The following is a 21,682-nucleotide window of genomic DNA, read 5'->3' as shown; positions in this document are numbered from 1 at the left end:
ATGGGAAAACTATTAAATTAATCTTATGTTAAAACATTGTTACTTTTAATGATTTGAGAAAGCTTAATGTGAGGATTTCTGAATCTTTCAGAGCTGTTTTTTTCATCATTTATCGTCAAAACATTATTTTTGCAGTGATGTACACAGCCAAGACAGAACTCACAATTTTCACCTATAACCGGTTTTTCATCAGCAAATGCAATATTTCCTCTAGGACAGACCCTGCTACAAATTTGGCAATTGGTGCAATCTTCACTGACTGATATATGGAACTTTGAAATCATTGTTTTTTCCAAAACATCTTCAATATTTGGAATGTCTGTAAACATCTTTTTGGATAGTCTAAAATCCTTTCTCAAATCTATATCCTCTTTAATAGATTCAATTTGAGCATCAATGTCCTCATCTTTTTTAATTTTCTTTTCTTCAGCCATGTCAAACATTGGAAGGAAATTATCAACCATCAAAACAGAATTGGCATAATTTACATGAATGCCCCTATTTTGGAGAGTTTCAATCATTATTCTCAGTGCATTCTGATCACCGTCAGAACCGTATGAAGTTATAATGAACAGATAATCAGTTTTTATATTAACTTTTTTTAGAAATTCACGAAGCATTTTTGGTGAATTAGCGAAAAATACTGGAAAAACAATGCCCACACATTCATCTTGAATATCAAATTCATTGTTTTTCACAAGTTTGGGGATGCTCAGCAATTCACCGCCCAGTTTTTGAGAAATATATAGATTATTCCCAGTTGATGTAAAATATAATATTTTCATTAAAAAAACCTTTAAAAAAAAAAGAATTTGAAAGTATCTATTCTGGATAAATACTTTCTGGGGGATTTTCCAAATCAATAACTGATTTGTTTTCCAGATTCTCATGACCTAATGGTGTATGGGTTGATAAATATACTGTTGGATTATTTTTTACAAATTCACGAACATTGTCTAATGCTTCCCTTGCTTTTTCAATATCTTCAAAAACAGTAGAAAGCTTATTTGCATACAATGCTTCATCAGTATATGTAATGTCTCCTTGGAACATGTAGAATAATCCATCATCTTCTGCAATTACTAAACTGTTACCCATAGTGTGGCCAACTGCTTCTATTAAGTATACACCATCTACGATTTTTTGTGATTTTTCAAAGTTGTGATAAGTGCCGTCAGTAAACTCGACAGGAACAATATTGTCCCCTTCAAGATTTAATGCTTCCGCTTCTGTTTTTGACAGGTAAACTTTAGCATTTGGGAACTGTTTTATTTCACCTGAATGGTCAATATGTTTGTGGGTAAGAATAATTTTAGTAACATCTTCCTTATCATAGCCTAATTCTTTAAGGGAAGTTAAATATTCAGTGAATTTATCTCCCATAAATAATGGAGTTGATTCATCTGGTTCGTTAATTGGAAATGTGTTTGGAACACCTGTATCAACTAAAATAACATCATCACCAGTGTCAATTAAAAAGTTTTGAATGCTTGAACGATATTTGATGGAATTATCAAATTTTTCAGGACCTTCTTCTCCACCAAAAGCAAATCCCTGAGTCATGAAACCGTTTTCAATATTTTTTACAGCTTTGATTTTCATAGTAATCTATTCTGCGTTTTGGTCGTTTATTAATAATTGGGTCAAGTAATTTTGTTTACCAATCATTTTGCATAAATCCAATTGCTGTTCGCTCCAGTACATGTCCTCTTCTTCATCTTTAAGATATTCTTTCATTAAGTCATAAGTGGTTGCATCAAAAATGCCTGAGTCCATTACTTCATTTAAAAATGCAATACCTTCAACAGATACCTGATAATCTGCTTCAATGAACTCAACAATGTCAGTATAAATAGGTTTAGCTTCTTGAGCTTCCTGTTTGATTTCTCCGCCTAAATCTAAGATACGGTCCATGAATTGTTCTACAAAGTCCATTTCTTCAGTTGCATGGGTAGTATATTTGTCTCCTAAAGATTGGAATCCTAATCCCGCAAATATTTTTGATTGAATTCTGTGTCCAAATGAATTTGCAGATAATCCGGTTACAATAGCTTGTAATACTTCAATTGTTTTTTCTTTATCAGCCATAATATCACCTAAAGAATGACTTAAGTACCTTAAGTCTTAATTTATAATTATGTAAACCTCACCATATAAATATTTAGATTGAATTGATTGTTTTTTGTGAATATTCATATAACATTTTCTTAAAGTTTTCAACATCCTCAGGATTATAATCCTTGAAAAATTCGCCTTCCCATTCATACATTCCTTTTATAATCATGAAAACTGTATTTTTGCCTTTAGAAGTTAAATTAATTATTTTTCTACTTTTATTTTTATCATCAGGAACTCTGACAATATATTCCTTTTTTTCCAATTTTTTAATTATCTGAGCCACATTTGACTCTGAAACAAACAAAAGCTCTGCCAAGTCCCTTTGTGAACAGTTCTGATGATAAAAAATATTAATCAGATATGTCACATCACTGGGAGTCAAGTCCTTATAAGTCTTTTTTAAATAGTCATTGTGAAGCAAATAAATATAATCAATATAAAGAATCAATGGTGTAAAAAGGATTCTTTCATCATCAAAATTCAGATCATTCATAATTTTTCACCGTTTAAATATTAAATACATAAATAAACCCATCAAAACAACACCAACAATAATGGCCAAAATCCAGTCAACAAATGCATATATCAAAGCCACAACCAGAAACACGGCAAAGAAAATCAATGTTGCTACATTGCTTTTATGATATATGGAATTAATTTTTCCTATATTTGGATTTTTAACCTTTTTGCCACAATTGCTGCAGACTGACTCCTGAGGAGACAATATCTTATTGCAATGTGGGCATCTTTCTACTGACATGATTAATATTTATATTATTTTATATTATATTAATAACCATGAAGGACTTATTTGATTATTGTGAATTTGGAGACTTGAAACTTAATAGCAGAATTGTAAGAACTGGTTTATGGGAATCTGAAAGAGAAAAAACAGGGAATTTAACACCTGAAATCTATAACAGATATGAAAATATCGCCGCAAGCGGTGTCGGACTGATAATTACAGAATTGTACTCCTTGTATCCAAGGGATGTTTTTTCCAAATATTCAAATACCACCAATTATGCCAGGTTTGTACGTGAAGCCCGTGACCTGACAGATCTCGTTCACGTATATGACGTTCCCATATTTGCACAGTTGGGAATGGTTCAGTACAGTAAAAAAACTGAACAGAACATAGCTATTGATGATGTGTCTATAGAAGACATAAGAAAAATCCAGACAGATATGATTATGGCTGCTCAAAAATTCGATTATGGAGGTTTTGACGGCATTCAGATAGGTCTTGGAAACTACTACTTTTTGTCCAGATTCATAAATCCGAACTTCAACTCACGCAAAGACAGATACGGCGGAAGCACATTAAACCGCTTGAAAATAGTTCTTGAAATAATCAAAGTCATTAAAGAAACAACAAATTTGCATATTAACTGCCGTTTAAATGCATTTGATGGAACAACAAATGGAATGACCTTGACAGAAACAATTGAGGTAGCTAAAATTTTGGAAAAATATGGAGCGGATTCACTTCAGATTACTCGTCCACGTTCACCACAATTCTTCACACGCGAAAACAAAGAAAAAAATCCTTTAATTGAAGCCAGCGAACAGATAATTAAAAATGTGAATATTCCGGTTATTTTAGGTGGTGGAGCAACAACTCAAAATCAGATTAATGAAATTTTAAACACAACAGATATTGACTACATTTCAATGCAAAGACCTTTTGTAGCAGACCCTAGCTTTTTGGTCGATTGGCAACTTGAAGGCAACGGTGAGACCAAATGCAAAACATGCAACAACTGCTATTGGAAAAAAACTTCCACATGTTTTATTAACCGTTCTGCAAAATGGGATGTGAAATCAGAAATACCAAAAAAGAGTTAGAATTGTAAAACATTACAATACTAAACCATTTTTCTAATTTCATCCAAATTCAGTTCTATAAACTCCATATATTTTGGATTAGCCAATATCTTATATTGTTTTTTATTGGATTTTTCGTATGCATCAGCCATAATGGCCTGCAAATCTTCTACAGGACTATTCAAAATTAAATCCAATTTTCTTTTATTACCATCATTTAACTTGTGCAATTGGTCTTGAACTCTTGATTCAAACTTTGAAACCATATTGGTATTCTTTTTAGCCCATCTTTCAAGCAGAAATGATGGTGCCAATGTGAATAATTTTTCATAGTTTTTAATATCATCATAAGTAATTTTTTCATCTGTCATAAAAATCACGTTCAAAATAATATATGTTAATTACTAAGTTATACTTAATAAATTTTTTCTAAAATCAATCCTCAAAATGAAAAAAAGATAGAAAGCACAGGTTAAACCCATGCTATAAGTCATAATGGATATTATGCAACTTGTACAAACATACTGAACTGCTTGAAGGGAATGCATAAATCATGTAATCAAGTTCTTCAAGAGTTATTTTTTTGTTAATGATAAATGCGAACATGTTTGCTACATTTTCAGCATCTGCTGCATAAATTTCTGCACCTACAATGTTTAATCCCTTATCTACAATTACCTTAGCCTCAGCAGTAGTATCGTTTTTAAGCTCAAGAGAATATGAATTACCGTACCTTATCTGGTGAACATCATATTCATCGCTTTTCTCAGCAACATATGCCGGAACCCCTACAGTTGCAATCCTTGGAATAGTATAAGCTACAGCAGGCACAACAGGATATGTAATCTCATCCGCTTCGCCCAACAATTCCTTTGCAAGATATTTTGAGTGATGAATGGCAACTGTTACCAGTTTTGCAATGCCTGTATCGGCAACATCTCCTGAAGCATAAATATTTGGAACTTTTGTTTGAAGGTGTCCATTTACTTTGATTCCGGATTTGGTGTAAGTTAATCCAACATTTTCAAGACCTATGCCATCTACGTTGGCCTCTCTTCCCATTGCAGCTATAACGTAGTCTCCGGTAATGCTTAATCCACTTTCACACTTTACTGTGAAAGCATTTTCATATGCCTTATTGTCTATCTTTGCATCGGGATCTCTTAAATCCTCATCAACATTCAATCCTTTTTCAACATTGAGGATTCTATCTTCAGGATTTTCAATAATTACATTTTCATCCTTTATTACTTCTTTTACTGTTTCATTGAAATGGAATCTGATATTCTTCTCCTTTAAAATGCCGATTACCTTCTGCACATATGGCTGGTGGAAATATTTTAAGGCCATGTTTCCCCTAATAATCACATCAGCTTCAAGACCTGCTTCAGCCAGTATAGATGCAAATTCCATACCTACAAAACCAGCTCCTATAATTATTGCATGTTTCGGAAGTTCTGAAATATCCAAAAAGTCAGTGCTGTCATGCAAATATTCATGGCCTTTAATGTCAGGAATAATTGGCTTTAAACCTGTGGCAATAACAATCTTTTCTGTAGTGTATGTTTCATCCCCAACTTTAACAGTGTGTTCATCTACAATTACTCCTTTTCCATGAGCCACATCCAGGTCATATTCCTTGAACTTACCGTCTAAAAAGGGAGCCATGTTTCCAATACGTTTTTGTTTGAATTTCATTAAGGCCGGCCAGTCGACTTCGAAGTTTCCCGCTTTACCAACACCTTCAAAGTTATCAGCCAAAGCCTTTATCTCATATGGTGCATCAAGTAATGCCTTTGAGTTGCATCCTCTGTTTGCACATGTCCCTCCATAGAGACTTTCCTCAACAATCAATATTTTAAGCCCCGCTTTCCTTAAAAAACGACCACCCTGCCATGCGGCATTTCCACTTCCAATATAAATAACATCATAATCCATAATTTAACCTCATGTAAAAATTTACCTAAACCAAGAAATGTATTTTTGACTTGTCCAAATCATCTGCATCATGTGGCTTTGGAATTTTATCACTGTGACCTAATGCCAAAATGCCTGCAATCCTGTAATGAGAATCTATTTTTAAAATATCTCTGATGATTTCTTCTGAATCCCTTCCGTCTTTGGATCTTAAGCGAATTTGAATCCAGCAACTACCTATATCAAGCTCCGTTGCCATCAAATGCATATGTGTAAGTGCAATTGCAGAATCTTCAATCCAGGTATCCGGTGCAATCATCGTATCAGCAATAACAACAATAGCTTTTTTAGCTCCAGCAACCAAACCTGCTCCTTCTTCCTTACAAACAGATAATTCCTTTAAAGTTTCTTTTCTTTCAACAACCATGAAATTACATGGTTTTCTATTCATTGCGGAAGGAGCTAAAAGTGCTGATTGAAGAATTAAATCAAGATCTTCTTTTGAAATCTCTTCATCATTAAATCTTCTTGTACTTCTCCTTTTATACATTAAATCAATTAAAGACATATTTTAAAGTATGATTTTAAAATAATTAAAAGTTTTGTAAAATTAAATTGAATGCAATGCCATGAAAAAAATCAGTTGAAAAACCGGCAGCACAATTGAAAGTCCATCTTTTTAACTGAAAGGCAAAATGAGAAATAAAAAAGAGTCGAAACATTACAAAAATTAATGATTAAAAATGTATGCCTTGATGATTATTTGTAATATTTATTGATAAATATAGCAAAGTATTTAAAAAATATAATGAAATACTTTAATAATGAATTTTAAAAAAGCAGTATTATACGGAATATTGAACTGGATTTTGTTATTCCTTGGAACAACACTTTTAAATCCATTGTTTACATCAAGATTACCTCATGTAAATATACTTGTGCCTACAATATCCATTATTTCAACAACAATCTTTGGAATATTATACATAAGAAACTATAATTCAAATGAGGTAATAGAAGGATTTCTAGCTGGATGCATATTCATTTTAACTTCAGCAATTTTAGATTTTACAATTTTAATACTGCCAAATACACCCAATTTAATTTTTAGAGAATACCCAATTCATTTTTTCTCAACATTTGTCGTGACTTTATTCATTACCACATTTTTAGGTTATCTTGCACAAATGGATATAAATTTAAAGTAAAACATTTAATATGAAGATAAACTGATAATTAATTAGCAGATTCATTTATATTATAATTTAAATACAATTGAGAGATAACATGACAAATAATTATCTTTATATTGATTTTGATGACAAAACAGATGACAGCACACACCAGGCAAAATTCAAAGTTTCAAAAACTTCCAAAATTGAGCATTTGATTAATCAAAAAGATTATGAAAAAGCATTAACACACATCGATAAGATACTGGAAAATGATAAAGACTTTTCAAACTGGAATCTCAAAGGAATTATTTTAAATAATCTAAAAGAATATGAAAAATCTATTGAATGCTTTGACAATGCATTATCCCTTTGTGATTGTCAAGAAATCAGATTAAATAAAGCAAAATGCCTGTATGATTTTTCAAAAGTCACATTTTTCCCCGAAGGCAATTACGATAAGTCACTTATTTTAATTGATGATGCATTAGATATCCTTCCTGAAAGTGAAGACCCCTCTGAATTCTATTTTTTAAAGGCCGAAATTCTTGAAGGCATGGAAAATCTTGTTGAAGCACAAAAAGCCTACCTGATGGCATATAATGAATTTGACAGACTTAAAGAATTAGAGAATCAAATTGATTATCTGAATAATACCTCAGATATTTTAATTATAATTGCGGGAACAGGCTTTTATAATTTTACACCAAAAAGTGGAATCGTTGTTGATTTGATTAGAGACCTTGAAAACGAGCATGATCCTGATGCAATAGCAGTCTTTTTTAATGAGAAAATTGCCGGCTATGTGGCAAACAGCGATTACACATTAATTGAAGAAGTAAAAAGTGCAAGTGACATTAAAAAATCAATCAATGAAAATCAAAAAGCTGAAATCCTGTTTGACTTTTTGGGCGAATATACAGTAGCCAGGTTAATCTGAATCCTCATTCTTCAAGTTATCTATTTCTTCCTGCAAATCGTCAACTTTGTCCATATATTCATCCAGAGTGTTTTCAAGCTCATTAATTCTCAATTCCTCATAACTTATATCATGTTTACTGTTATCCTTCTGTTCACGGACAATCATTAAAAACAGAATCATTCCCAACACTGATGCAAAAAGCATCAACGGATAAACATCTTCAATATAACCAAATGATATACTTGGAGGTGTCAAAACCACAATCAGCAACATTTCTAATCCTATGAAGAGAAACATTAAAATAACTGCATGTAACCTGCGAAGAATCTTTCTGTCATTCCAGACAAATATCATGCTTCCGATTAATCCCGCAAGAACTGTTGAAACTGCACATGGAAATGCTGTAGGACCCCCTTGAATAAACCTGAATATTCCAGATATTATTGCAGAAGGTATTCCAACTAAAGGCCCTCCAAGCAATCCTCCAACCATTATAATCAGACATCGGACATTTGCAGGAGTACTGTCAACATAAATATGATATTTAGATGCAAAACATCCCAAAATAGTGAATATTATAAAGCATAAAAACAGATTTTTTTTGGTGAATTTACCTTTTAACATGTTTTTAAAAGGTTTTGTTTTAGTTGCAATAATCATTAAAATCAACATCACAGATAAAACTTTAAACATATCAAAAAAAGGAGCTATAAATGCTTCAGAATTACTGATTTTATTGAAATAAGAAACAACCATACCCACTATACCAAAGATAATCAGGTAGCTGACTTCATAAATGGAACTGTCACCCAATTTTCTAAACTGTGGCAATCTTGTAGAGATAAATCCCAATATAATGACTGCTGAAACCATAGCAAATATGTCATTAAGATTGCTCATATGAAAATATACCTCATAATGAGAAGAATAATGAGTAATTAATGCCCCATAAAGAATGATATTGGAAATAAATAATATTAAAAAGATTATATTTATATTCCTATTATTAATACTTAAAGACAGATTCTTTTTTTGAGATTTATCCATGAAAACACCTTAAAGTTAATACTATTTCTTGGTTACATTGTTAATAAATATATCATATTATAGGTTAACATCAATTACTTGAACGAGTGATTAATTCATCTGTATTTTCATTCAATATTTTGATGATAGAAACCAAATCATATGGATACTCCAAAAATCCATCAGAATTACTCTTATTTAATATAACCGTTGCCTTTGAAGAATTATCTTTCTTTTTCATGTTTATCTATTCCTTAAATCTTTCATCAATTTCATATAATCTGCATACAATTTCTGCCAAAGCGTCATAATCCTGTTTTTCCAATGAAACTGTTGCCCTTTTAGACAGATGATTGAATTCTTCCATATTATTAATATAAATGCCTTCAGACTTTAGATTAAAAAAGCTTGAGATAATCACATCTTTGCGATTTATTTCAATATATTTCCTCATCAAGCTATTATAAATATCATCTAGTTTGTTGAAATCTTTTAATTCAACAGCCTCTTTTAATTTTTTCTCCAAATTATCTATATTAAATAGCTTATTTTCATTTATGATTTTTACTTTATTTTCAATATTTTCCAAAATAATTGAAAAATTCAGGTAATCCAAATTTTTCTCTACAATAGATTCAAGATAATCAGTGTAAATTGAAGTCTGAAGCAATGCCCTTTTATCAATTTGAACAATATCAACTAACCTGTCCAAATAATTCAATATATCAATTTCATTCAGATAAAATGAATAGTCCTTTAGATAGTCGACTTTTTTAATTAAGCCATTATAGGAGTTTATGATTTCATCAACTCTCAAACTATGATTATTTGAAAAGGATTTATCTATAAATTCAATATATATTTCATCATTTTTAATTGATTTTGGTGATTTTTCATCAATTTTGACAATACCCTCACCGTCATAAACCATGATATCATAATCACCCTTTTTAATATTTACATCAAAAGTTCCATCCAGATTAACTGGAACTTTACCTGATGAATTATTGGAATTTGAAAACTCTATGAAATAACCTAAAAATGAAAATTTGTCATCAGGTGTGAAAATCCTTCCATCAACATGTCCGTCACATGAATTAATAATTACAGATACTGGACCATCATATACTCTAATTTTCGGCTTTTTCAAACTTCCCGCATAAATTGAAGCCCCTTTGGCAACTGCTGTTAGAGGATTTAAACTGAATTTCAAAGGAACATCAAAATTCTTTCCAATTATGCTGCGAAGAACAGGACTAATGCATGAGCCACCTACAAGAACAACTTTTTCAATTTCATCGAATGATAATGAATTGCGATTTAACAAATTTTGTGCCAAATTAAATGTAGGTTTAATTAATGATTGTACCGTTTGAATGAATTCATCTCTTGATAAATTATAAGTAAAGTCATAATTACTGAAAAGATTAGTTAAACATATATCTGTCGAAGTAGTAATATCCAATTCTTTTTTAGATTTTTCGGCGGCTAATTTAAGTTTTGAAAAAATTTGCTTATATTTTTGATTATGCCTTCTAAAATCAATCAGATGCAAATCATCGAGAATTTTTGGAACAAAAATTTCATCTACAATAGCCCAATCCAAAGTATCTCCTCCAAAATCATCCAATCTGATACTGTCTATCTTTTCAATTTCACCAGATTTATACCTGATTAAGGAAAGAGTAAATGTGCCTCCGCCGAGATCATAAATAATCCAATTTGCATCTCCATATGAAGATAAATCATAAGCTAAAGCTACAGCTATCGGCTCCAATAACAATGTATGTGACCTGAAACCGGCAAGATTTGCGGCATCATTGATTGCTCTTGTTTTTATGTTATTGGAATTTGCAGGAACGCAAATAACTGCATGGTCCATATTTACACCACATTGTTTGAATGCAGATACTCTTAATTCCTTTAGAATTTCAGCTGACAGTTCCTCAGGTTGCATTTCACGTGAAGCATTTTTAAAATTAAATGGAACTGAAAATCCCATATTATGTTTAAATTCAGATACAGCATTGGAATTATCCAGCAATAATGCCTTTTTAGCATGTTCTCCAATATACACATCATTATTTTCATCAATTAGAACCGCTGATGGTGTATAATCTTTTCCTGTTTTATAATTTTTAATAATCTGAGGGTTTCCTTCATTATAATAAGAAAGAATGGAATCTGTTGTTCCCAAATCAATTGCATAATCAATAGTTTCCCCTTCAACCTGAGTGCCAACTTTAAAATCAGTATTCATGTTTTGCTTCCACAAAGACAGTTTGTATCCATATTCTTCACAGATATTTGAATCATATACAACTGCAAATTCCATTAAATTTGAGGCATCGACCAAGTTATTCGAATTTACCCAATGGACAGATTGTGCAACGATCTCTTCAACGGAAAAAGTCTTCAATATATTTATAATTGGAGAATAAATATCTCGAATATGATTATTCAAGTCCATTAAACTTTCCAATTCCAGAACTGCCTTAACCAAATTGCCTTCATTTGACAAATCTATGAAAATCTGCCACAAATCAATGAAATGATAATATTTATTTTTAATTGAAGGATTATAAGCTATAGCTTCCTTTAATAAATCACATGATAATTTATAATTTTTTCCACTCAAATTAACCGTAAAAGCACTGGAAACTAATTTTACATCAGGATATTCTGACTTCCACATTTTTAGTCTTTGGCCATAATATTTCCTTACATCAAAATCCCTTAAAACTTCACTTTCAAGAATTTCAATAGCTTCATTCAACTTATTTTCAATTTTAGCAAGCATAAAAGCTTTTTTAAGTGAGTCATTTAAAATGTAATCCGTAAAATAATCATCACTAACATGATTTTTTTCAACCTTTAAAGGTTTGAATTCATTAATGGCTATTTCCACATCATTCAATGCTTCTGATGCATTCTGATAACGATTTTGAGGACTGAATTCAAGGCACTTCATTACAATTTCATCCAAATTCTTTGAAACATTTTTATTATAAAAACTCGGAGGCTCAAATTTATTTTGCCATGGTTTTAAATCCAACATCTCTTCTGTCGTGAAATCATCAACATTATAAGGTAATCTATTTGTCAGCAACTGATAAAAAATGATTCCTACCGCATAAATATCAACCATTGGAGATAATATCTTGTTAAAACATTCCGGAGCCATATATGGCCGTGTACCTCCTATATCAATATCGGAAATGCTTGTGGTTACTTCCTTTGAAAAGCCAAAATCAGATATTTTTACAACAATTTCACCACATTTATCATATGTAAGCAGAATATTGTTCAGCTTCAAATCCCTGTGAACAATTGGAGGATTTGACATGTGAAGAGTATTTAAACCCATTAATATCTGCTTTATTAAGTCTAACGCACGATTTATTGGCATCAGTATATTTGAATTTATAAATGAATTCAAATATTGCTCCAAGTCTCCTCCCTGCACATATTCCAATACAAAAAAAGCAAGGTCACGTTTGCTTTTATTTACAATATCCCTTGACATTATACCGGCATCATAAATGCTTATTACATTTTCATGCCTCAATTTGGTTGCAAGCATCACTTCATGAAAAACAGATTTTATATTTGTTGTCGGACTTATAGGCTCCTTAATAATTTTCATTGCACGAAAATCATCCAGGTAATTATGCTTTACCAGATAAACCTTTGCAAATGATCCTTCGCCTAAAAATTTTTTTACCTCATACTGACCATTGAAATAATTGCCGACAAGGTCTTTAATTTCTTCAAAATCCAACAAAATCACCAATTAAAATAAGCAATGAATTACTGCTCCTCCGTTGCCTCGGGACAATTTAATGAAAGAATTGTTCCTTATTGGTGTAGGTTTGCCGATTGGTATTTCAGTATCTTTGATAAAAGTACCATTGGAGCTTCCTTCATCTAGAATATACCATGAATCATCCCTATTGAATAATTTTAAGTGGGGTTTTGAAACATTAGAAACAGTAGAATATTCATCATCCAATAAAACAACCGGAAAATCAAAGTCTTCATTTTTGAACTTGCTTTTACGACCGATAAATGCTGTCTCATCTTTAGAAATTTTAAAGAATTTGCCTTTGTCAGGTCCGTTAAATACAGTTAATCTGCAATATTCATCATCGTCTTTTTTAAAGTTACTTTGATGCACATCAAAGAATGCCAGGATTTCATCTGATAAAAAAGAAATTTCCAAAAATAAATCTTCAAAAGCATTATTTCTTATGCAATACCCATTAACATTTCTTTTACCAATCTTGTTTACAACCTCTTTTTTAACGCTAACCTCTTCAATCAATTCAGCTTCAACAAGTTGCCTCAAGTGTTGTCCCAACATTTGGACAGAAATAGAAATATTATAATTGTTTAAAAGAATTGAATTTATTTCACGTGAGTATAACGGATCTTTATTATTGCTCCTTAAAATTTCCAAAATAGAAAATCTAACTTTATTATTTATAGCTGCAAGTTTTTTTGAAATGATGTCACAGTCAAATGAATCAATAATTTCTGTACTTGTAATTTCTGAATCACCCATGTTAAACCTCTCCAATGGAAGGATTTTTAAAATACAAATATTATATATTGCCAAATAATTATTTAATAATTTCTAGATGGAATATTTATTTAACATAGATTTAAATTAAAAAAAAAGAAGGATAAAAATCATTTGAGAACTTTGGAAACATCAACAGGTTTAAGGTTATTCACTTTATTGAATTCCAAAATATCGTTAAAGGTATTATTAAAGTCTTTAGCGTTATCAATAGATTCCCAAGACTCAATAATATACAACTTACCGCTCTTGTTTACAATTTCACAAGACCCCTGTTCTTTCAGTTTGCCATCATAATAATTATAAATATTATTCTTGGATTTATTGACAGAATAACCATATCCAGTATCATTTACGAAATAATCCTCACCATTATGCTGAGTATAGTTAAGAATTGCCATGCTCTCTTCAGTTTCACCCTTGGAATCATATTTAACGTAAACTCCATCACCTACATCTTTAAATCCGTCGCCAATTTTAAAGTCAGAAAAATCCTGCGCGGAAACAAAACCCATTAAAAATATAGCCAATATTGAAAAAATAATTATTTTTTTATACATTTAACTACACCTAAAGATATATTTTATATTTGACTATAAATAATTTTTCAAAAAATATAATACATTTGATTGATATAATTAATTTGGATAATCATGGAAATTACAGCAAAAGAAATGAAAAAATCAATTCAAAGAATATATGATAGACTTGATGAGGTCACACCTGTCGATTTTGATTGTGGAAAACTATGCGGAGAAGTATGCTGTGTTTATGATACTGACAAAACACATGACGAAGAGCTAGTTTTATATCTCTTGCCCGGTGAAGAGCTGATGTATGAAGACAGCGATGAATTTGAATTATATTATATGGATTCTTCCGAAATCAGATACCCGCATTCCTGGAAAGATAATATTTACCTTGTAAAATGCAGCAATCCTCCAAAATGTGACCGGTCCATAAGACCAATACAATGCAGGACATTTCCACTGGTACCACACATATCAAAGAATGGAGAATTTCATTTAATCTTAGATAAAACTGAATTTCCATACGAATGCCCAATTATTCGTGACCATATCAAACTTAATGAAGATTTCATTAAAGTTACCTATGAAATATGGAAAAGACTGATTACAAACCCATTGGTTTATGATTTGGTTGATATGGACTCAAAAGATAGGGATAAACGGACATCAAGCTACAGAATAGTCATTTAAATATTATTAAACATATACTATTACCATGCTTAAAAAAATTATAATTCTTATTTTAACACTGTTTATATTAATAGGTGCAGTTAATGCCATAGACAGTTCAAATTGGACAAAGGCCAGTGTGGGCTATGAAAAATTCAAAATCCCACCCAAATATGAAAATCCGTATTCAAGTGACTTCAACATGTATGAATTTGATGAAGATATTGATGTTTTTACAGTCAGATATGTGAATCCGAGAATTATGAGTTTATACGGATACTTTCTAGAGCACAACAGTTATGTTAAAAAAGTTAATGTTGCAGGCCATGATGCAGTTCATTTCATGAGCTATAACCGCCATGATGAGACAAACAACTCCAAATTATGGTTTTCTGCAGGTGATGAATTCTACTACATTGCCTGGAGAGGTAGCGAAATAACACCAACCATTAAAGAAGTTGTAAAAAGTGCAAACAAATCAAATTATAATAAAAATGAGTTTTATTCACTGCTCAATGAAGAGTATGGCAAATATAAAATTGTAAATGCAATTGAATCACAAAGATTTGATAGTCCTCAAAGAGAAAGCGGATCACATTCATTTGTTTCTGTCGGAAGCAATGGATTTAACTTTGGTGTTATGAGTTGATCATAATTTCCAATCTATTTCTTCCAGTCCATTCTCTTTTAGAAATTCATTTGCCATTTTAAAATGATTTGATCCAAAAAATCCTCGTCTTGCAGAAAAAGGTGAAGGGTGAGACGTGATTAAAACCAAATGATGAGGATTTTTTATCAGTTCCTTTTTCTTTTCGGCTTGTTTTCCCCAAAGCAAAAACACTATTGGCTTTTCATGGCCATTTAATAATTTTATCACATTATCAGTAAATGTTTGCCAACCGCATTTGCTGTGTGAGTTGGCATTACCGTCCTCGACTGTCAAGACAGTATTCAGAAGAAAAACTCCCTGTTTTGCCCAGGATTCCAAACATCCTGATTCTGGAATTGGATAACCATATTCTTCATGAATCTCCTTGAATATATTTTTTAGAGATCTTGGTATTGCTCTTCCTATAGGTGTTGAAAATGCAAGACCATGAGCCTGACCCTTTTCATGATAAGGGTCCTGGCCTAAAATGACAACTTTAACATTATTAAATGGAGTGAACTTGAATGCATTGAATATATCCTCATAAGGAGGATAAATTGTCTTTGTTTCATATTCCTTATCTACAAAATCCATGATTTTTAAAAAATACTCCTTTTCGAATTCTTCATTAAGTGCCAAATCCCAATCGTTTCCAATCATAAAAATAGATTTAGCAATTAAAATATATTATATTTACTTTTAGGCATACCAAAAAATTTATATACTATTTCTTACTATTTATAATTAGTGATAAAATTTAGGTTTACCTAAACTTAATTTATATTACTACTCCGATTGAATTAAATTAGCATTAATATTCTTTTCTAATTTAATTTGACATATGACTACTCTCACGGAAATTAAATATGATTTTCATATTTAATTTCACATATTAATAAAAAAACTATTTCTATTTAATCTCAATCAATTACAATTACATTTTTGGTTCCTTAGCTTAAAAAATGATGACTGCAAAACTTAAAAAAAATAATATCCTCATTACTTTTCATGAACAATTTTTCCGCTCATGTGCTCAATTGTTATTTCAAACACTTCAGTCCTGTCCAAAAGTTTATCTATTTCACTTACTGTCTCTTCATGAGTTGGAAAAAATTTATCACCCAAATAAGTTAATTTATCGATTTTATCCTGTTTATCCGACAAAGTTTTGATTTTTCCAAATACTATGACACTTTTAAATGTGTACCACCAGCTGTCCTCTTTTTTGACACCTTTATCCATCACACAATATGAAACCTTGTCATATTTTTCAACAGCATCATTCTTATGTCCTTCCATTGCTCCATGAAAGTATATTTTTCCATCAACATAAACATGACTCATTGGAAGTGCGTAGGGATAATCATTATCTCCTAACAGAGCTAAAACACCGCGAGGTTCATTTGTCAATATTTCAATGCATTCTTCTTTTGATAACTCCTGTTTGTGCCTTCTCATTTTTCGAAACATACTATTATATCTATAAAAACTAATAAAAATAAAGTTTGATTGATATGACACTAACATTTAGAAATGCCAATAGGGAAGATGTCAGTTTAATCCTAACATATATCAAAAAATTGGCAGAATATGAAAATAGACTTGATGAAGTGGTTGCTACAGAAAAAGCAATAGAAAAATGGGTTTTTGATAGAAAACAAGCTGAAGTAATATTTGCACTGGAAGATGAAAAAGTGATTGGGTTCGCACTGTTTTTCTTGAGCTTTTCAACATATATCTCTAATGTCAATATGCATCTCGAAGACCTATTCATCGATCCGGAATATCGGGGAAAAGGTTACGGCAAATCATTGCTTAAAAAATTGGCAAAAATTGCAGTTGAGCGGGATTATGGAAGATTTGAATGGACATGTATTAGCTGGAACAAACCAAGCATTGACTTTTATAAATCCATTGGAGCCCAACAAAAAGACTGGAATGTGTTTCATCTAACAGGCATAAATCTGAAAAAACTTGCAGATGAAGATTAAAGATTTTTTAATCTCTTCATAAATTTTTCCTTATTGCTTCCATCAGTATTATGAATAGCTTTTTTTATGATGTCTTTTTCCTTTTCGGCACGGTTTTGCTTATGATAAATATCAGCAAGCCCCATATATGCATCGGAATTTTCAGGCATAAGCACCAAAACTTTTTGATAAAGTTCACATGCCTTTGCATCATCACAGGATTTAGCATCTTTTAAAATCTGTGAAACTTCTTTAATTTGATTTTCAATATTTTTATCCTTTTTTGTACTTTTTGAATCAAGTTTATCTAATGCATCAAATATTTTATCTGCTTCATCTTTGTTAAATTTAGACCCTACATCACGTTTCATGATATTAATTTTATCTTAAAAATAGATAAATTTTTGTTTATTGAAAAATCTGCAAGAATGTAAAAAATATTGGATAATATCTAAAAAAAAATTTGAATAAAAATGGAAAACTATTCTGTAATTACTGATAAAGATGGTAAAGGATACTTAATTTTGTATAATGAAGCTATAGGAGATCACAAGGTTATCTTCAATTACACAGGAAGCTCAAAATATAACCCCTCCAAATTAGAAGAAACCATTAAAATTGAAGAAGGAAGCGCAACAGTTGAAAAAACCGATTCCAATTCAACAGCAAACACCGTTCAATACGACAATTCCACTAAAAATCAAACAAGTGATGGTGGTAGTGATGAACCTCTCTATTATAATGCAGAGTACAATTTCTACTACAACCAATGGGGAAAAGTTGTAGGTGGTCAAAGTGATGGTGCAGATGCAGCTACACTCATTCAAGATTACAAGGACATGGAAGCTCGTGGAAGTGATTATCTAGAATAAACATTTAGAGCATTTTTAATGCTCTTACTCTTTTTTTATAAACCTTTTTTATAACAATTCATTTAAAGACAATTTTATTGAATACATTTATATATCCATACTTTTTAATATTAATTATACAATTAAAGAGCTGATTTGAATGGCAGAAGAGTTAAAATTAGAAACCAAATGTTATGATGCCAATGAATATGGATATCTATATGGATTAAACCAAAAAATACCCGACAAGGAATTTGAAAAAGTAAAACCATATATGAGAGATTTCAGAAGAAAAGATTTTGTCGATGGGATTATCAAAGTTACAGGAAGACCTGAAGGCTACAGATGCCTCGAAAAAGATGTCAGTAAAGTGGAAGAGATTTTAGGTATAGAAAATACCCTTGCCAAAAGACAGGAAAAAATCAAAAAAGCACTTGCCGACCCGATTGCAAAAGTAAACCTTAAGGACAATGCATACAACTGGCTAAACACATTGTTTAAAAAAACAGGAACACATCCAAAGCAAAACCTTTCTAGATTGGCACTTCATTCAACAAAAATTTATGACCCTGACGACAGCTTTAAGAACGGATCAAAAGACGGTGAAGGAGTACTGTTCATATACACACCTCATGGAATGTGGTATGTCATCAACAATTGCAGTGAAAACAGTGATACTTCCCTAAACAATGTTGAATCAGATGACGGCGGTGCTATCGGATATAGGTTAATGTATGATGATACAGTCGATACGTTAATCCGAATATACACTGAAGAAAACGAGTATAGCGGTGAAAGATTATATTAATCTTCACCAAATTCCTTTTCAAGCAAAATTGTTACCGGACCATCATTTAAAAGATCAACTTTCATATACGCACCAAATTCACCAGTTTCAACACCAATGTGTTGTCTGCATTGTTCTGTAAAATAATCAAATAATTCAGTTGCCTTATCAGGACTTAATGCCTTGTGAAAAGAAGGTCTGTTCTTTTTGGTTGATGCATATAATGTAAATTGAGGAACAAGCAGTAATTTACCACCAATATCAATTACGGACCTGTTCATCCGTCCGTTTTCATCTTGAAAAATCCTTAACTTGACCAATTTTTTAGCCAGATATTCTGCTTCTTTTGAAGTGTCATTTTGTCCGAATCCAACCAGAACCATCAATCCTTTTTTAATTTCACCAACGATTTCTCCATCAACTTTTACACTGGAGTTTGAAACCCTTTGAACAATTAAACGCATTAAATATCCCCTTTAAAGAATTGCAACAAATGCAAATACAATAAATATAAAAATAACGCAAATACAGCATCCACCAAGTTTTGAATCATCCTTTGCTTTGGAAATCGGACTGCCTGAACTTACATGAGTTGCAGTTGAATTTTCACCTATATCATAAACTTCCGCTAGCTTAATGGCCACCATAATTGACCTGACCAAAGCTATAAAAGCAGTTAAAATCAAAATCCACACATAATATGATGATATTACTTGTGAATGATATATCGCTGAAGATAAAAAAAAGAAAAACCATGGAACTTCATAGGTAATTCCTTCCACAATCCAGTTTCTATTATTGAACTTAAGGCCTATATATAATAATCCCATTCCTGGAAAAAGAAATGTGAATGGAAATATTACCCACCATGATTTTTTGATTTTATCAATTGCATTCATAAAAATCTATTTTAACATATTGTTTTTAGTTTCTATTTGATCTACAACTTTTTGACCGTCTTTTGCCATTTCATTAAATACAACAATTGTTTCCTTCATTTTAGGAAGGGCTTCTTCTTTATATTTACTTACATCTTCAATAGCGCCAAGAGCTTCTAAAAATGAAGCTTTTAAAACTTCAGGTGAAATCATAGTTTCAGCACTGTGCTTTTGGATTTCGCTTCCTTGCTGGCGAAGCATATGAGAAGTTGTTTCGATGATTTCTTCAGTTGTTTGGTTTAAGATATTAATCTTGTCCATCACAAGTTTTTGGTCATATAGTGCACGTGCAACCATCACACCTGTTCTGAGTGCAGATACTGTTACATTCTTAGCCCTATTTACACCACGAATCAATTCTTTATTGTTTCTTCTAATGACATTTAATGAAACGATTCCTTGCTGGTTGACAACAATCATCTGTTGCATATCCATAATTCTTTGTCTGAGAGGGAATAAAATCTCTTCTTTTACGAATTTAATTTTTTCGGGGTCTACTCCTTCCATTTCAGCCTGTTGAATTTGCATTTCTATTGAATCATCCATTTTTTTACCAAGTTCAATGTCCGCTAAGAGTTTATTTGTAACTTGTCTTAAATTATCCTCTTCATTGGAAATAGTTACGTTATCATTTTGAAGGACTTTACTGCTGTTGTCAAGAGATTGTATGATATTTGAAATTGAGGTTTCAGCCTTTTCATATTTAGCGAAGTATTTGCGAACAGGATTCATGATATTTCCTAAAACTCCTTTTTTGGTGAAATCCACTTTACTTGGATCCAAATCCTTCATTTGCCTTTCTAATTCTGACAATTTTTCTCCAATATTTTCAGCATCCTGACCACCTTTGCTGATATCTACAAACCTAGTGGCAAGAAGCTCATTTCTTTGGGAGGATTTGGACATATCATCCATACCAAAGTCTTCCAAAGGTTTAAGAATACTGTCCCTTTCAGCAGGATTATTAAAATCTGCTTCAAAAATAGCTACAGCATTTTGGCTAGCCTTGTCTTTAAGATTTGAATTTTCCAATTTTACTTCTTCTTCTTTTAAAGTTGTTTCAACATCATTTTTTATTTCATCTACATCGAGTGAAAATTCAGCCATTATATCACCATCACTTAGTTTGATTTGCCTTAGGAGCATTGAAATTAAATTTATTTTTATCTACTTTTGAAGTAGCTTCTTTAATAACTTGGTCGTCTTTAATTATTTCAACTTTAACGGAATCAATATCCATGTATTTATATGAAGTATGATAACCAACGGATAGGGCATAATCAGCATCATAATAGATATTAGCCAGATTATCAATTTCATGACCAATATCAGTGTTGTTCCCATCAAGATATGTCACTTTTACAATATAGTCTTTTTGATTGGATGGGACTTTCTGGAATAATACTTCAGTCCATATGAAATAATTATTATTTTCAGCACTGTAATATCCATTCACATCACTTATAGTGAATGAAAATTCACTGGCTTCCTTGCTTATGCTATCTTCAGCTGTTTGGTTATTGTCACTTCCTCCCATTGAAAATATCAAAACACCGCCAAAAATTAACACTATAAAAATTAAAATCAAAAAAATTTTACCATTTGAAAATAAATTTGACTCAGATTTTGAGGTATTCTTATTATATATATGACATCCACATTCAAGACAAAATTTAGATTCATCAGGCAGTTCTTTTCCACATTTTGGGCATTTTATTGTCATG

At 31.4% G+C, this 21,682-nt stretch carries 28 protein-coding genes; 8 read left to right on the top strand and 20 right to left on the bottom strand.

Annotation, left to right across the window (positions count from 1 at the left end):
* Positions 1 to 23: 23 nt before the first annotated feature.
* The 5 genes from Q0P94_RS00625 to Q0P94_RS00605 form a co-directional block, all read right to left on the bottom strand.
* Positions 24 to 785: an EFR1 family ferrodoxin gene (locus Q0P94_RS00625; protein ID WP_295112434.1), complete on the bottom strand. Its 762-nt coding sequence runs from the start codon at positions 783 to 785 to the stop codon at positions 24 to 26.
* Positions 786 to 822: 37 nt separating this feature from the next.
* Positions 823 to 1,602, bottom strand: a complete 780-nt coding sequence (locus Q0P94_RS00620) for an MBL fold metallo-hydrolase (protein WP_295112431.1) — start codon at positions 1,600 to 1,602, stop codon at positions 823 to 825.
* 6 nt (positions 1,603 to 1,608) lie between these two features.
* On the bottom strand, positions 1,609 to 2,088 hold the full coding sequence (locus tag Q0P94_RS00615) for a bacterioferritin (RefSeq protein ID WP_295112428.1): 480 nt from the start codon (positions 2,086 to 2,088) through the stop codon (positions 1,609 to 1,611).
* A 73-nt stretch (positions 2,089 to 2,161) separates the two neighbouring features.
* A complete protein-coding gene (locus Q0P94_RS00610; protein ID WP_295112425.1) occupies positions 2,162 to 2,611 on the bottom strand; it encodes a MarR family winged helix-turn-helix transcriptional regulator in 450 nt (149 codons plus the stop codon).
* A 6-nt stretch (positions 2,612 to 2,617) separates the two neighbouring features.
* Positions 2,618 to 2,878, bottom strand: a complete 261-nt coding sequence (locus Q0P94_RS00605; RefSeq protein WP_295112422.1) for a zinc ribbon domain-containing protein — start codon at positions 2,876 to 2,878, stop codon at positions 2,618 to 2,620.
* Between the two features lie 38 nt (positions 2,879 to 2,916).
* On the opposite strand from Q0P94_RS00605, the gene Q0P94_RS00600 reads away from it, so the two are divergent.
* The gene (locus Q0P94_RS00600; RefSeq protein ID WP_295112419.1) at positions 2,917 to 3,966 is read left to right on the top strand and encodes an NADH-dependent flavin oxidoreductase; all 1,050 of its coding nucleotides are present in this window, start codon (positions 2,917 to 2,919) and stop codon (positions 3,964 to 3,966) included.
* Positions 3,967 to 3,986: 20 nt separating this feature from the next.
* Here Q0P94_RS00600 and Q0P94_RS00595 read toward each other — a convergent pair whose 3' ends face one another.
* The 3 genes from Q0P94_RS00595 to Q0P94_RS00585 all read right to left on the bottom strand — a co-directional run bounded on the left by Q0P94_RS00595 (position 3,987) and on the right by Q0P94_RS00585 (position 6,412).
* Positions 3,987 to 4,316, bottom strand: a complete 330-nt coding sequence (locus Q0P94_RS00595) for a hypothetical protein (protein WP_295112416.1) — start codon at positions 4,314 to 4,316, stop codon at positions 3,987 to 3,989.
* A 112-nt stretch (positions 4,317 to 4,428) separates the two neighbouring features.
* Positions 4,429 to 5,883 carry an NAD(P)/FAD-dependent oxidoreductase gene (locus Q0P94_RS00590; protein ID WP_295112413.1) on the bottom strand — a complete coding sequence of 485 codons (1,455 nt, stop codon included), beginning with the start codon at positions 5,881 to 5,883 and terminating at the stop codon, positions 4,429 to 4,431.
* Between the two features lie 25 nt (positions 5,884 to 5,908).
* Positions 5,909 to 6,412 (bottom strand): nitroreductase family protein, encoded by a 504-nt coding sequence (locus tag Q0P94_RS00585; protein ID WP_295112410.1) that lies wholly within the window; start codon positions 6,410 to 6,412, stop codon positions 5,909 to 5,911.
* 274 nt (positions 6,413 to 6,686) lie between these two features.
* Between Q0P94_RS00585 and Q0P94_RS00580 the strand changes: the two genes are divergently transcribed.
* Both Q0P94_RS00580 and Q0P94_RS00575 read left to right on the top strand, forming a co-directional pair.
* Positions 6,687 to 7,070 carry a hypothetical protein gene (locus tag Q0P94_RS00580; RefSeq protein ID WP_295112406.1) on the top strand — a complete coding sequence of 128 codons (384 nt, stop codon included), beginning with the start codon at positions 6,687 to 6,689 and terminating at the stop codon, positions 7,068 to 7,070.
* Between the two features lie 79 nt (positions 7,071 to 7,149).
* On the top strand, positions 7,150 to 7,974 hold the full coding sequence (locus Q0P94_RS00575) for a hypothetical protein (protein WP_295112403.1): 825 nt from the start codon (positions 7,150 to 7,152) through the stop codon (positions 7,972 to 7,974).
* On the opposite strand, the gene Q0P94_RS00570 is transcribed toward Q0P94_RS00575, so the two are convergent.
* The 5 genes from Q0P94_RS00570 to Q0P94_RS00550 form a co-directional block, all read right to left on the bottom strand.
* On the bottom strand, positions 7,966 to 9,003 hold the full coding sequence (locus tag Q0P94_RS00570; RefSeq protein WP_295112400.1) for a LytS/YhcK type 5TM receptor domain-containing protein: 1,038 nt from the start codon (positions 9,001 to 9,003) through the stop codon (positions 7,966 to 7,968). The two genes, Q0P94_RS00575 and Q0P94_RS00570, sit on opposite strands and share 9 nt — an antisense overlap.
* A 70-nt stretch (positions 9,004 to 9,073) precedes the next feature.
* Entirely contained in the window at positions 9,074 to 9,223 is a 150-nt protein-coding gene (locus Q0P94_RS00565) for a hypothetical protein (RefSeq protein WP_295112397.1), read from the bottom strand.
* A gap of 6 nt (positions 9,224 to 9,229) precedes the next feature.
* Positions 9,230 to 12,763, bottom strand: coding sequence for an Hsp70 family protein (locus tag Q0P94_RS00560; protein ID WP_295112395.1), 3,534 nt, complete (start codon positions 12,761 to 12,763; stop codon positions 9,230 to 9,232).
* A gap of 12 nt (positions 12,764 to 12,775) precedes the next feature.
* Positions 12,776 to 13,546, bottom strand: coding sequence for an FHA domain-containing protein (locus Q0P94_RS00555; RefSeq protein ID WP_295112392.1), 771 nt, complete (start codon positions 13,544 to 13,546; stop codon positions 12,776 to 12,778).
* A 128-nt stretch (positions 13,547 to 13,674) separates the two neighbouring features.
* The gene (locus tag Q0P94_RS00550; protein WP_295112390.1) at positions 13,675 to 14,124 is read right to left on the bottom strand and encodes a hypothetical protein; all 450 of its coding nucleotides are present in this window, start codon (positions 14,122 to 14,124) and stop codon (positions 13,675 to 13,677) included.
* Between the two features lie 93 nt (positions 14,125 to 14,217).
* Between Q0P94_RS00550 and Q0P94_RS00545 the strand changes: the two genes are divergently transcribed.
* Both Q0P94_RS00545 and Q0P94_RS00540 read left to right on the top strand, forming a co-directional pair.
* Positions 14,218 to 14,784: a hypothetical protein gene (locus Q0P94_RS00545; RefSeq protein WP_295112387.1), complete on the top strand. Its 567-nt coding sequence runs from the start codon at positions 14,218 to 14,220 to the stop codon at positions 14,782 to 14,784.
* 25 nt (positions 14,785 to 14,809) lie between these two features.
* On the top strand, positions 14,810 to 15,412 hold the full coding sequence (locus Q0P94_RS00540) for a hypothetical protein (RefSeq protein ID WP_295112384.1): 603 nt from the start codon (positions 14,810 to 14,812) through the stop codon (positions 15,410 to 15,412).
* Here Q0P94_RS00540 and Q0P94_RS00535 read toward each other — a convergent pair whose 3' ends face one another.
* Together Q0P94_RS00535 and Q0P94_RS00530 are read right to left on the bottom strand one after the other, a co-directional pair.
* Positions 15,413 to 16,072, bottom strand: coding sequence for a uracil-DNA glycosylase (locus tag Q0P94_RS00535; protein WP_295112381.1), 660 nt, complete (start codon positions 16,070 to 16,072; stop codon positions 15,413 to 15,415). It abuts the gene before it with no gap.
* Between the two features lie 339 nt (positions 16,073 to 16,411).
* Complete coding sequence (locus Q0P94_RS00530; protein ID WP_295112378.1) at positions 16,412 to 16,870, bottom strand: pyridoxamine 5'-phosphate oxidase family protein; 459 nt, start codon at positions 16,868 to 16,870, stop codon at positions 16,412 to 16,414.
* A 56-nt stretch (positions 16,871 to 16,926) separates the two neighbouring features.
* Here Q0P94_RS00530 and Q0P94_RS00525 point away from each other — a divergent pair, with 56 nt between their 5' ends.
* On the top strand, positions 16,927 to 17,403 hold the full coding sequence (locus tag Q0P94_RS00525; protein ID WP_295112375.1) for a GNAT family N-acetyltransferase: 477 nt from the start codon (positions 16,927 to 16,929) through the stop codon (positions 17,401 to 17,403).
* On the opposite strand, the gene Q0P94_RS00520 is transcribed toward Q0P94_RS00525, so the two are convergent.
* A complete protein-coding gene (locus Q0P94_RS00520; protein WP_295112372.1) occupies positions 17,400 to 17,753 on the bottom strand; it encodes a tetratricopeptide repeat protein in 354 nt (117 codons plus the stop codon). The genes Q0P94_RS00525 and Q0P94_RS00520 overlap by 4 nt on opposite strands.
* Before the next feature lie 102 nt (positions 17,754 to 17,855).
* Between Q0P94_RS00520 and Q0P94_RS00515 the strand changes: the two genes are divergently transcribed.
* Positions 17,856 to 18,254 carry a hypothetical protein gene (locus tag Q0P94_RS00515; protein ID WP_295112369.1) on the top strand — a complete coding sequence of 133 codons (399 nt, stop codon included), beginning with the start codon at positions 17,856 to 17,858 and terminating at the stop codon, positions 18,252 to 18,254.
* Positions 18,255 to 18,393: 139 nt separating this feature from the next.
* Positions 18,394 to 19,041: a hypothetical protein gene (locus tag Q0P94_RS00510; protein ID WP_295112366.1), complete on the top strand. Its 648-nt coding sequence runs from the start codon at positions 18,394 to 18,396 to the stop codon at positions 19,039 to 19,041.
* Here Q0P94_RS00510 and dtd read toward each other — a convergent pair.
* The 4 genes from dtd to Q0P94_RS00490 are packed head-to-tail and all read right to left on the bottom strand — an operon-like array spanning position 19,038 to position 21,681.
* A complete protein-coding gene (gene dtd / locus Q0P94_RS00505; protein ID WP_295112364.1) occupies positions 19,038 to 19,484 on the bottom strand; it encodes a D-aminoacyl-tRNA deacylase in 447 nt (148 codons plus the stop codon). The genes Q0P94_RS00510 and dtd overlap by 4 nt on opposite strands.
* Positions 19,485 to 19,496: 12 nt before the next feature.
* Complete coding sequence (locus Q0P94_RS00500; RefSeq protein WP_295112361.1) at positions 19,497 to 19,919, bottom strand: hypothetical protein; 423 nt, start codon at positions 19,917 to 19,919, stop codon at positions 19,497 to 19,499.
* Between the two features lie 6 nt (positions 19,920 to 19,925).
* A complete protein-coding gene (locus Q0P94_RS00495) occupies positions 19,926 to 21,065 on the bottom strand; it encodes a toxic anion resistance protein (protein WP_295112359.1) in 1,140 nt (379 codons plus the stop codon).
* A 10-nt stretch (positions 21,066 to 21,075) separates the two neighbouring features.
* A complete protein-coding gene (locus Q0P94_RS00490; RefSeq protein WP_295112356.1) occupies positions 21,076 to 21,681 on the bottom strand; it encodes a zinc ribbon domain-containing protein in 606 nt (201 codons plus the stop codon).
* Between the last annotated feature and the right edge of the window lies 1 nt (position 21,682).

Origin of the sequence: uncultured Methanobrevibacter sp. (assembly GCF_946184425.1) — an archaeon.
In the GTDB taxonomy this organism is placed as follows: Archaea; Methanobacteriota; Methanobacteria; order Methanobacteriales; family Methanobacteriaceae; genus Methanocatella.
This window is presented reverse-complemented; position numbering and strand designations above follow the sequence as displayed.

Excerpts from the sequence above, each read along its gene's own strand:
- Q0P94_RS00625 (WP_295112434.1), bottom strand. The coding sequence starts at position 785 with ATGAAAATATTATATTTTACATCAACTGGGAATAATCTATATATTTCT.
- Q0P94_RS00620 (WP_295112431.1), bottom strand. The coding sequence starts at position 1,602 with ATGAAAATCAAAGCTGTAAAAAATATTGAAAACGGTTTCATGACTCAG.
- Q0P94_RS00615 (WP_295112428.1), bottom strand. The coding sequence starts at position 2,088 with ATGGCTGATAAAGAAAAAACAATTGAAGTATTACAAGCTATTGTAACC.
- Q0P94_RS00610 (WP_295112425.1), bottom strand. The coding sequence starts at position 2,611 with ATGAATGATCTGAATTTTGATGATGAAAGAATCCTTTTTACACCATTG.
- Q0P94_RS00605 (WP_295112422.1), bottom strand. The coding sequence starts at position 2,878 with ATGTCAGTAGAAAGATGCCCACATTGCAATAAGATATTGTCTCCTCAG.
- Q0P94_RS00600 (WP_295112419.1), top strand. The coding sequence starts at position 2,917 with ATGAAGGACTTATTTGATTATTGTGAATTTGGAGACTTGAAACTTAAT.
- Q0P94_RS00595 (WP_295112416.1), bottom strand. The coding sequence starts at position 4,316 with ATGACAGATGAAAAAATTACTTATGATGATATTAAAAACTATGAAAAA.
- Q0P94_RS00590 (WP_295112413.1), bottom strand. The coding sequence starts at position 5,883 with ATGGATTATGATGTTATTTATATTGGAAGTGGAAATGCCGCATGGCAG.
- Q0P94_RS00585 (WP_295112410.1), bottom strand. The coding sequence starts at position 6,412 with ATGTATAAAAGGAGAAGTACAAGAAGATTTAATGATGAAGAGATTTCA.
- Q0P94_RS00580 (WP_295112406.1), top strand. The coding sequence starts at position 6,687 with ATGAATTTTAAAAAAGCAGTATTATACGGAATATTGAACTGGATTTTG.
- Q0P94_RS00575 (WP_295112403.1), top strand. The coding sequence starts at position 7,150 with ATGACAAATAATTATCTTTATATTGATTTTGATGACAAAACAGATGAC.
- Q0P94_RS00570 (WP_295112400.1), bottom strand. The coding sequence starts at position 9,003 with ATGGATAAATCTCAAAAAAAGAATCTGTCTTTAAGTATTAATAATAGG.
- Q0P94_RS00565 (WP_295112397.1), bottom strand. The coding sequence starts at position 9,223 with ATGAAAAAGAAAGATAATTCTTCAAAGGCAACGGTTATATTAAATAAG.
- Q0P94_RS00555 (WP_295112392.1), bottom strand. The coding sequence starts at position 13,546 with ATGGGTGATTCAGAAATTACAAGTACAGAAATTATTGATTCATTTGAC.
- Q0P94_RS00550 (WP_295112390.1), bottom strand. The coding sequence starts at position 14,124 with ATGTATAAAAAAATAATTATTTTTTCAATATTGGCTATATTTTTAATG.
- Q0P94_RS00545 (WP_295112387.1), top strand. The coding sequence starts at position 14,218 with ATGGAAATTACAGCAAAAGAAATGAAAAAATCAATTCAAAGAATATAT.
- Q0P94_RS00540 (WP_295112384.1), top strand. The coding sequence starts at position 14,810 with ATGCTTAAAAAAATTATAATTCTTATTTTAACACTGTTTATATTAATA.
- Q0P94_RS00535 (WP_295112381.1), bottom strand. The coding sequence starts at position 16,072 with ATGATTGGAAACGATTGGGATTTGGCACTTAATGAAGAATTCGAAAAG.
- Q0P94_RS00530 (WP_295112378.1), bottom strand. The coding sequence starts at position 16,870 with ATGAGAAGGCACAAACAGGAGTTATCAAAAGAAGAATGCATTGAAATA.
- Q0P94_RS00525 (WP_295112375.1), top strand. The coding sequence starts at position 16,927 with ATGACACTAACATTTAGAAATGCCAATAGGGAAGATGTCAGTTTAATC.
- Q0P94_RS00520 (WP_295112372.1), bottom strand. The coding sequence starts at position 17,753 with ATGAAACGTGATGTAGGGTCTAAATTTAACAAAGATGAAGCAGATAAA.
- Q0P94_RS00515 (WP_295112369.1), top strand. The coding sequence starts at position 17,856 with ATGGAAAACTATTCTGTAATTACTGATAAAGATGGTAAAGGATACTTA.
- Q0P94_RS00510 (WP_295112366.1), top strand. The coding sequence starts at position 18,394 with ATGGCAGAAGAGTTAAAATTAGAAACCAAATGTTATGATGCCAATGAA.
- dtd (WP_295112364.1), bottom strand. The coding sequence starts at position 19,484 with ATGCGTTTAATTGTTCAAAGGGTTTCAAACTCCAGTGTAAAAGTTGAT.
- Q0P94_RS00500 (WP_295112361.1), bottom strand. The coding sequence starts at position 19,919 with ATGAATGCAATTGATAAAATCAAAAAATCATGGTGGGTAATATTTCCA.
- Q0P94_RS00495 (WP_295112359.1), bottom strand. The coding sequence starts at position 21,065 with ATGGCTGAATTTTCACTCGATGTAGATGAAATAAAAAATGATGTTGAA.
- Q0P94_RS00490 (WP_295112356.1), bottom strand. The coding sequence starts at position 21,681 with ATGACAATAAAATGCCCAAAATGTGGAAAAGAACTGCCTGATGAATCT.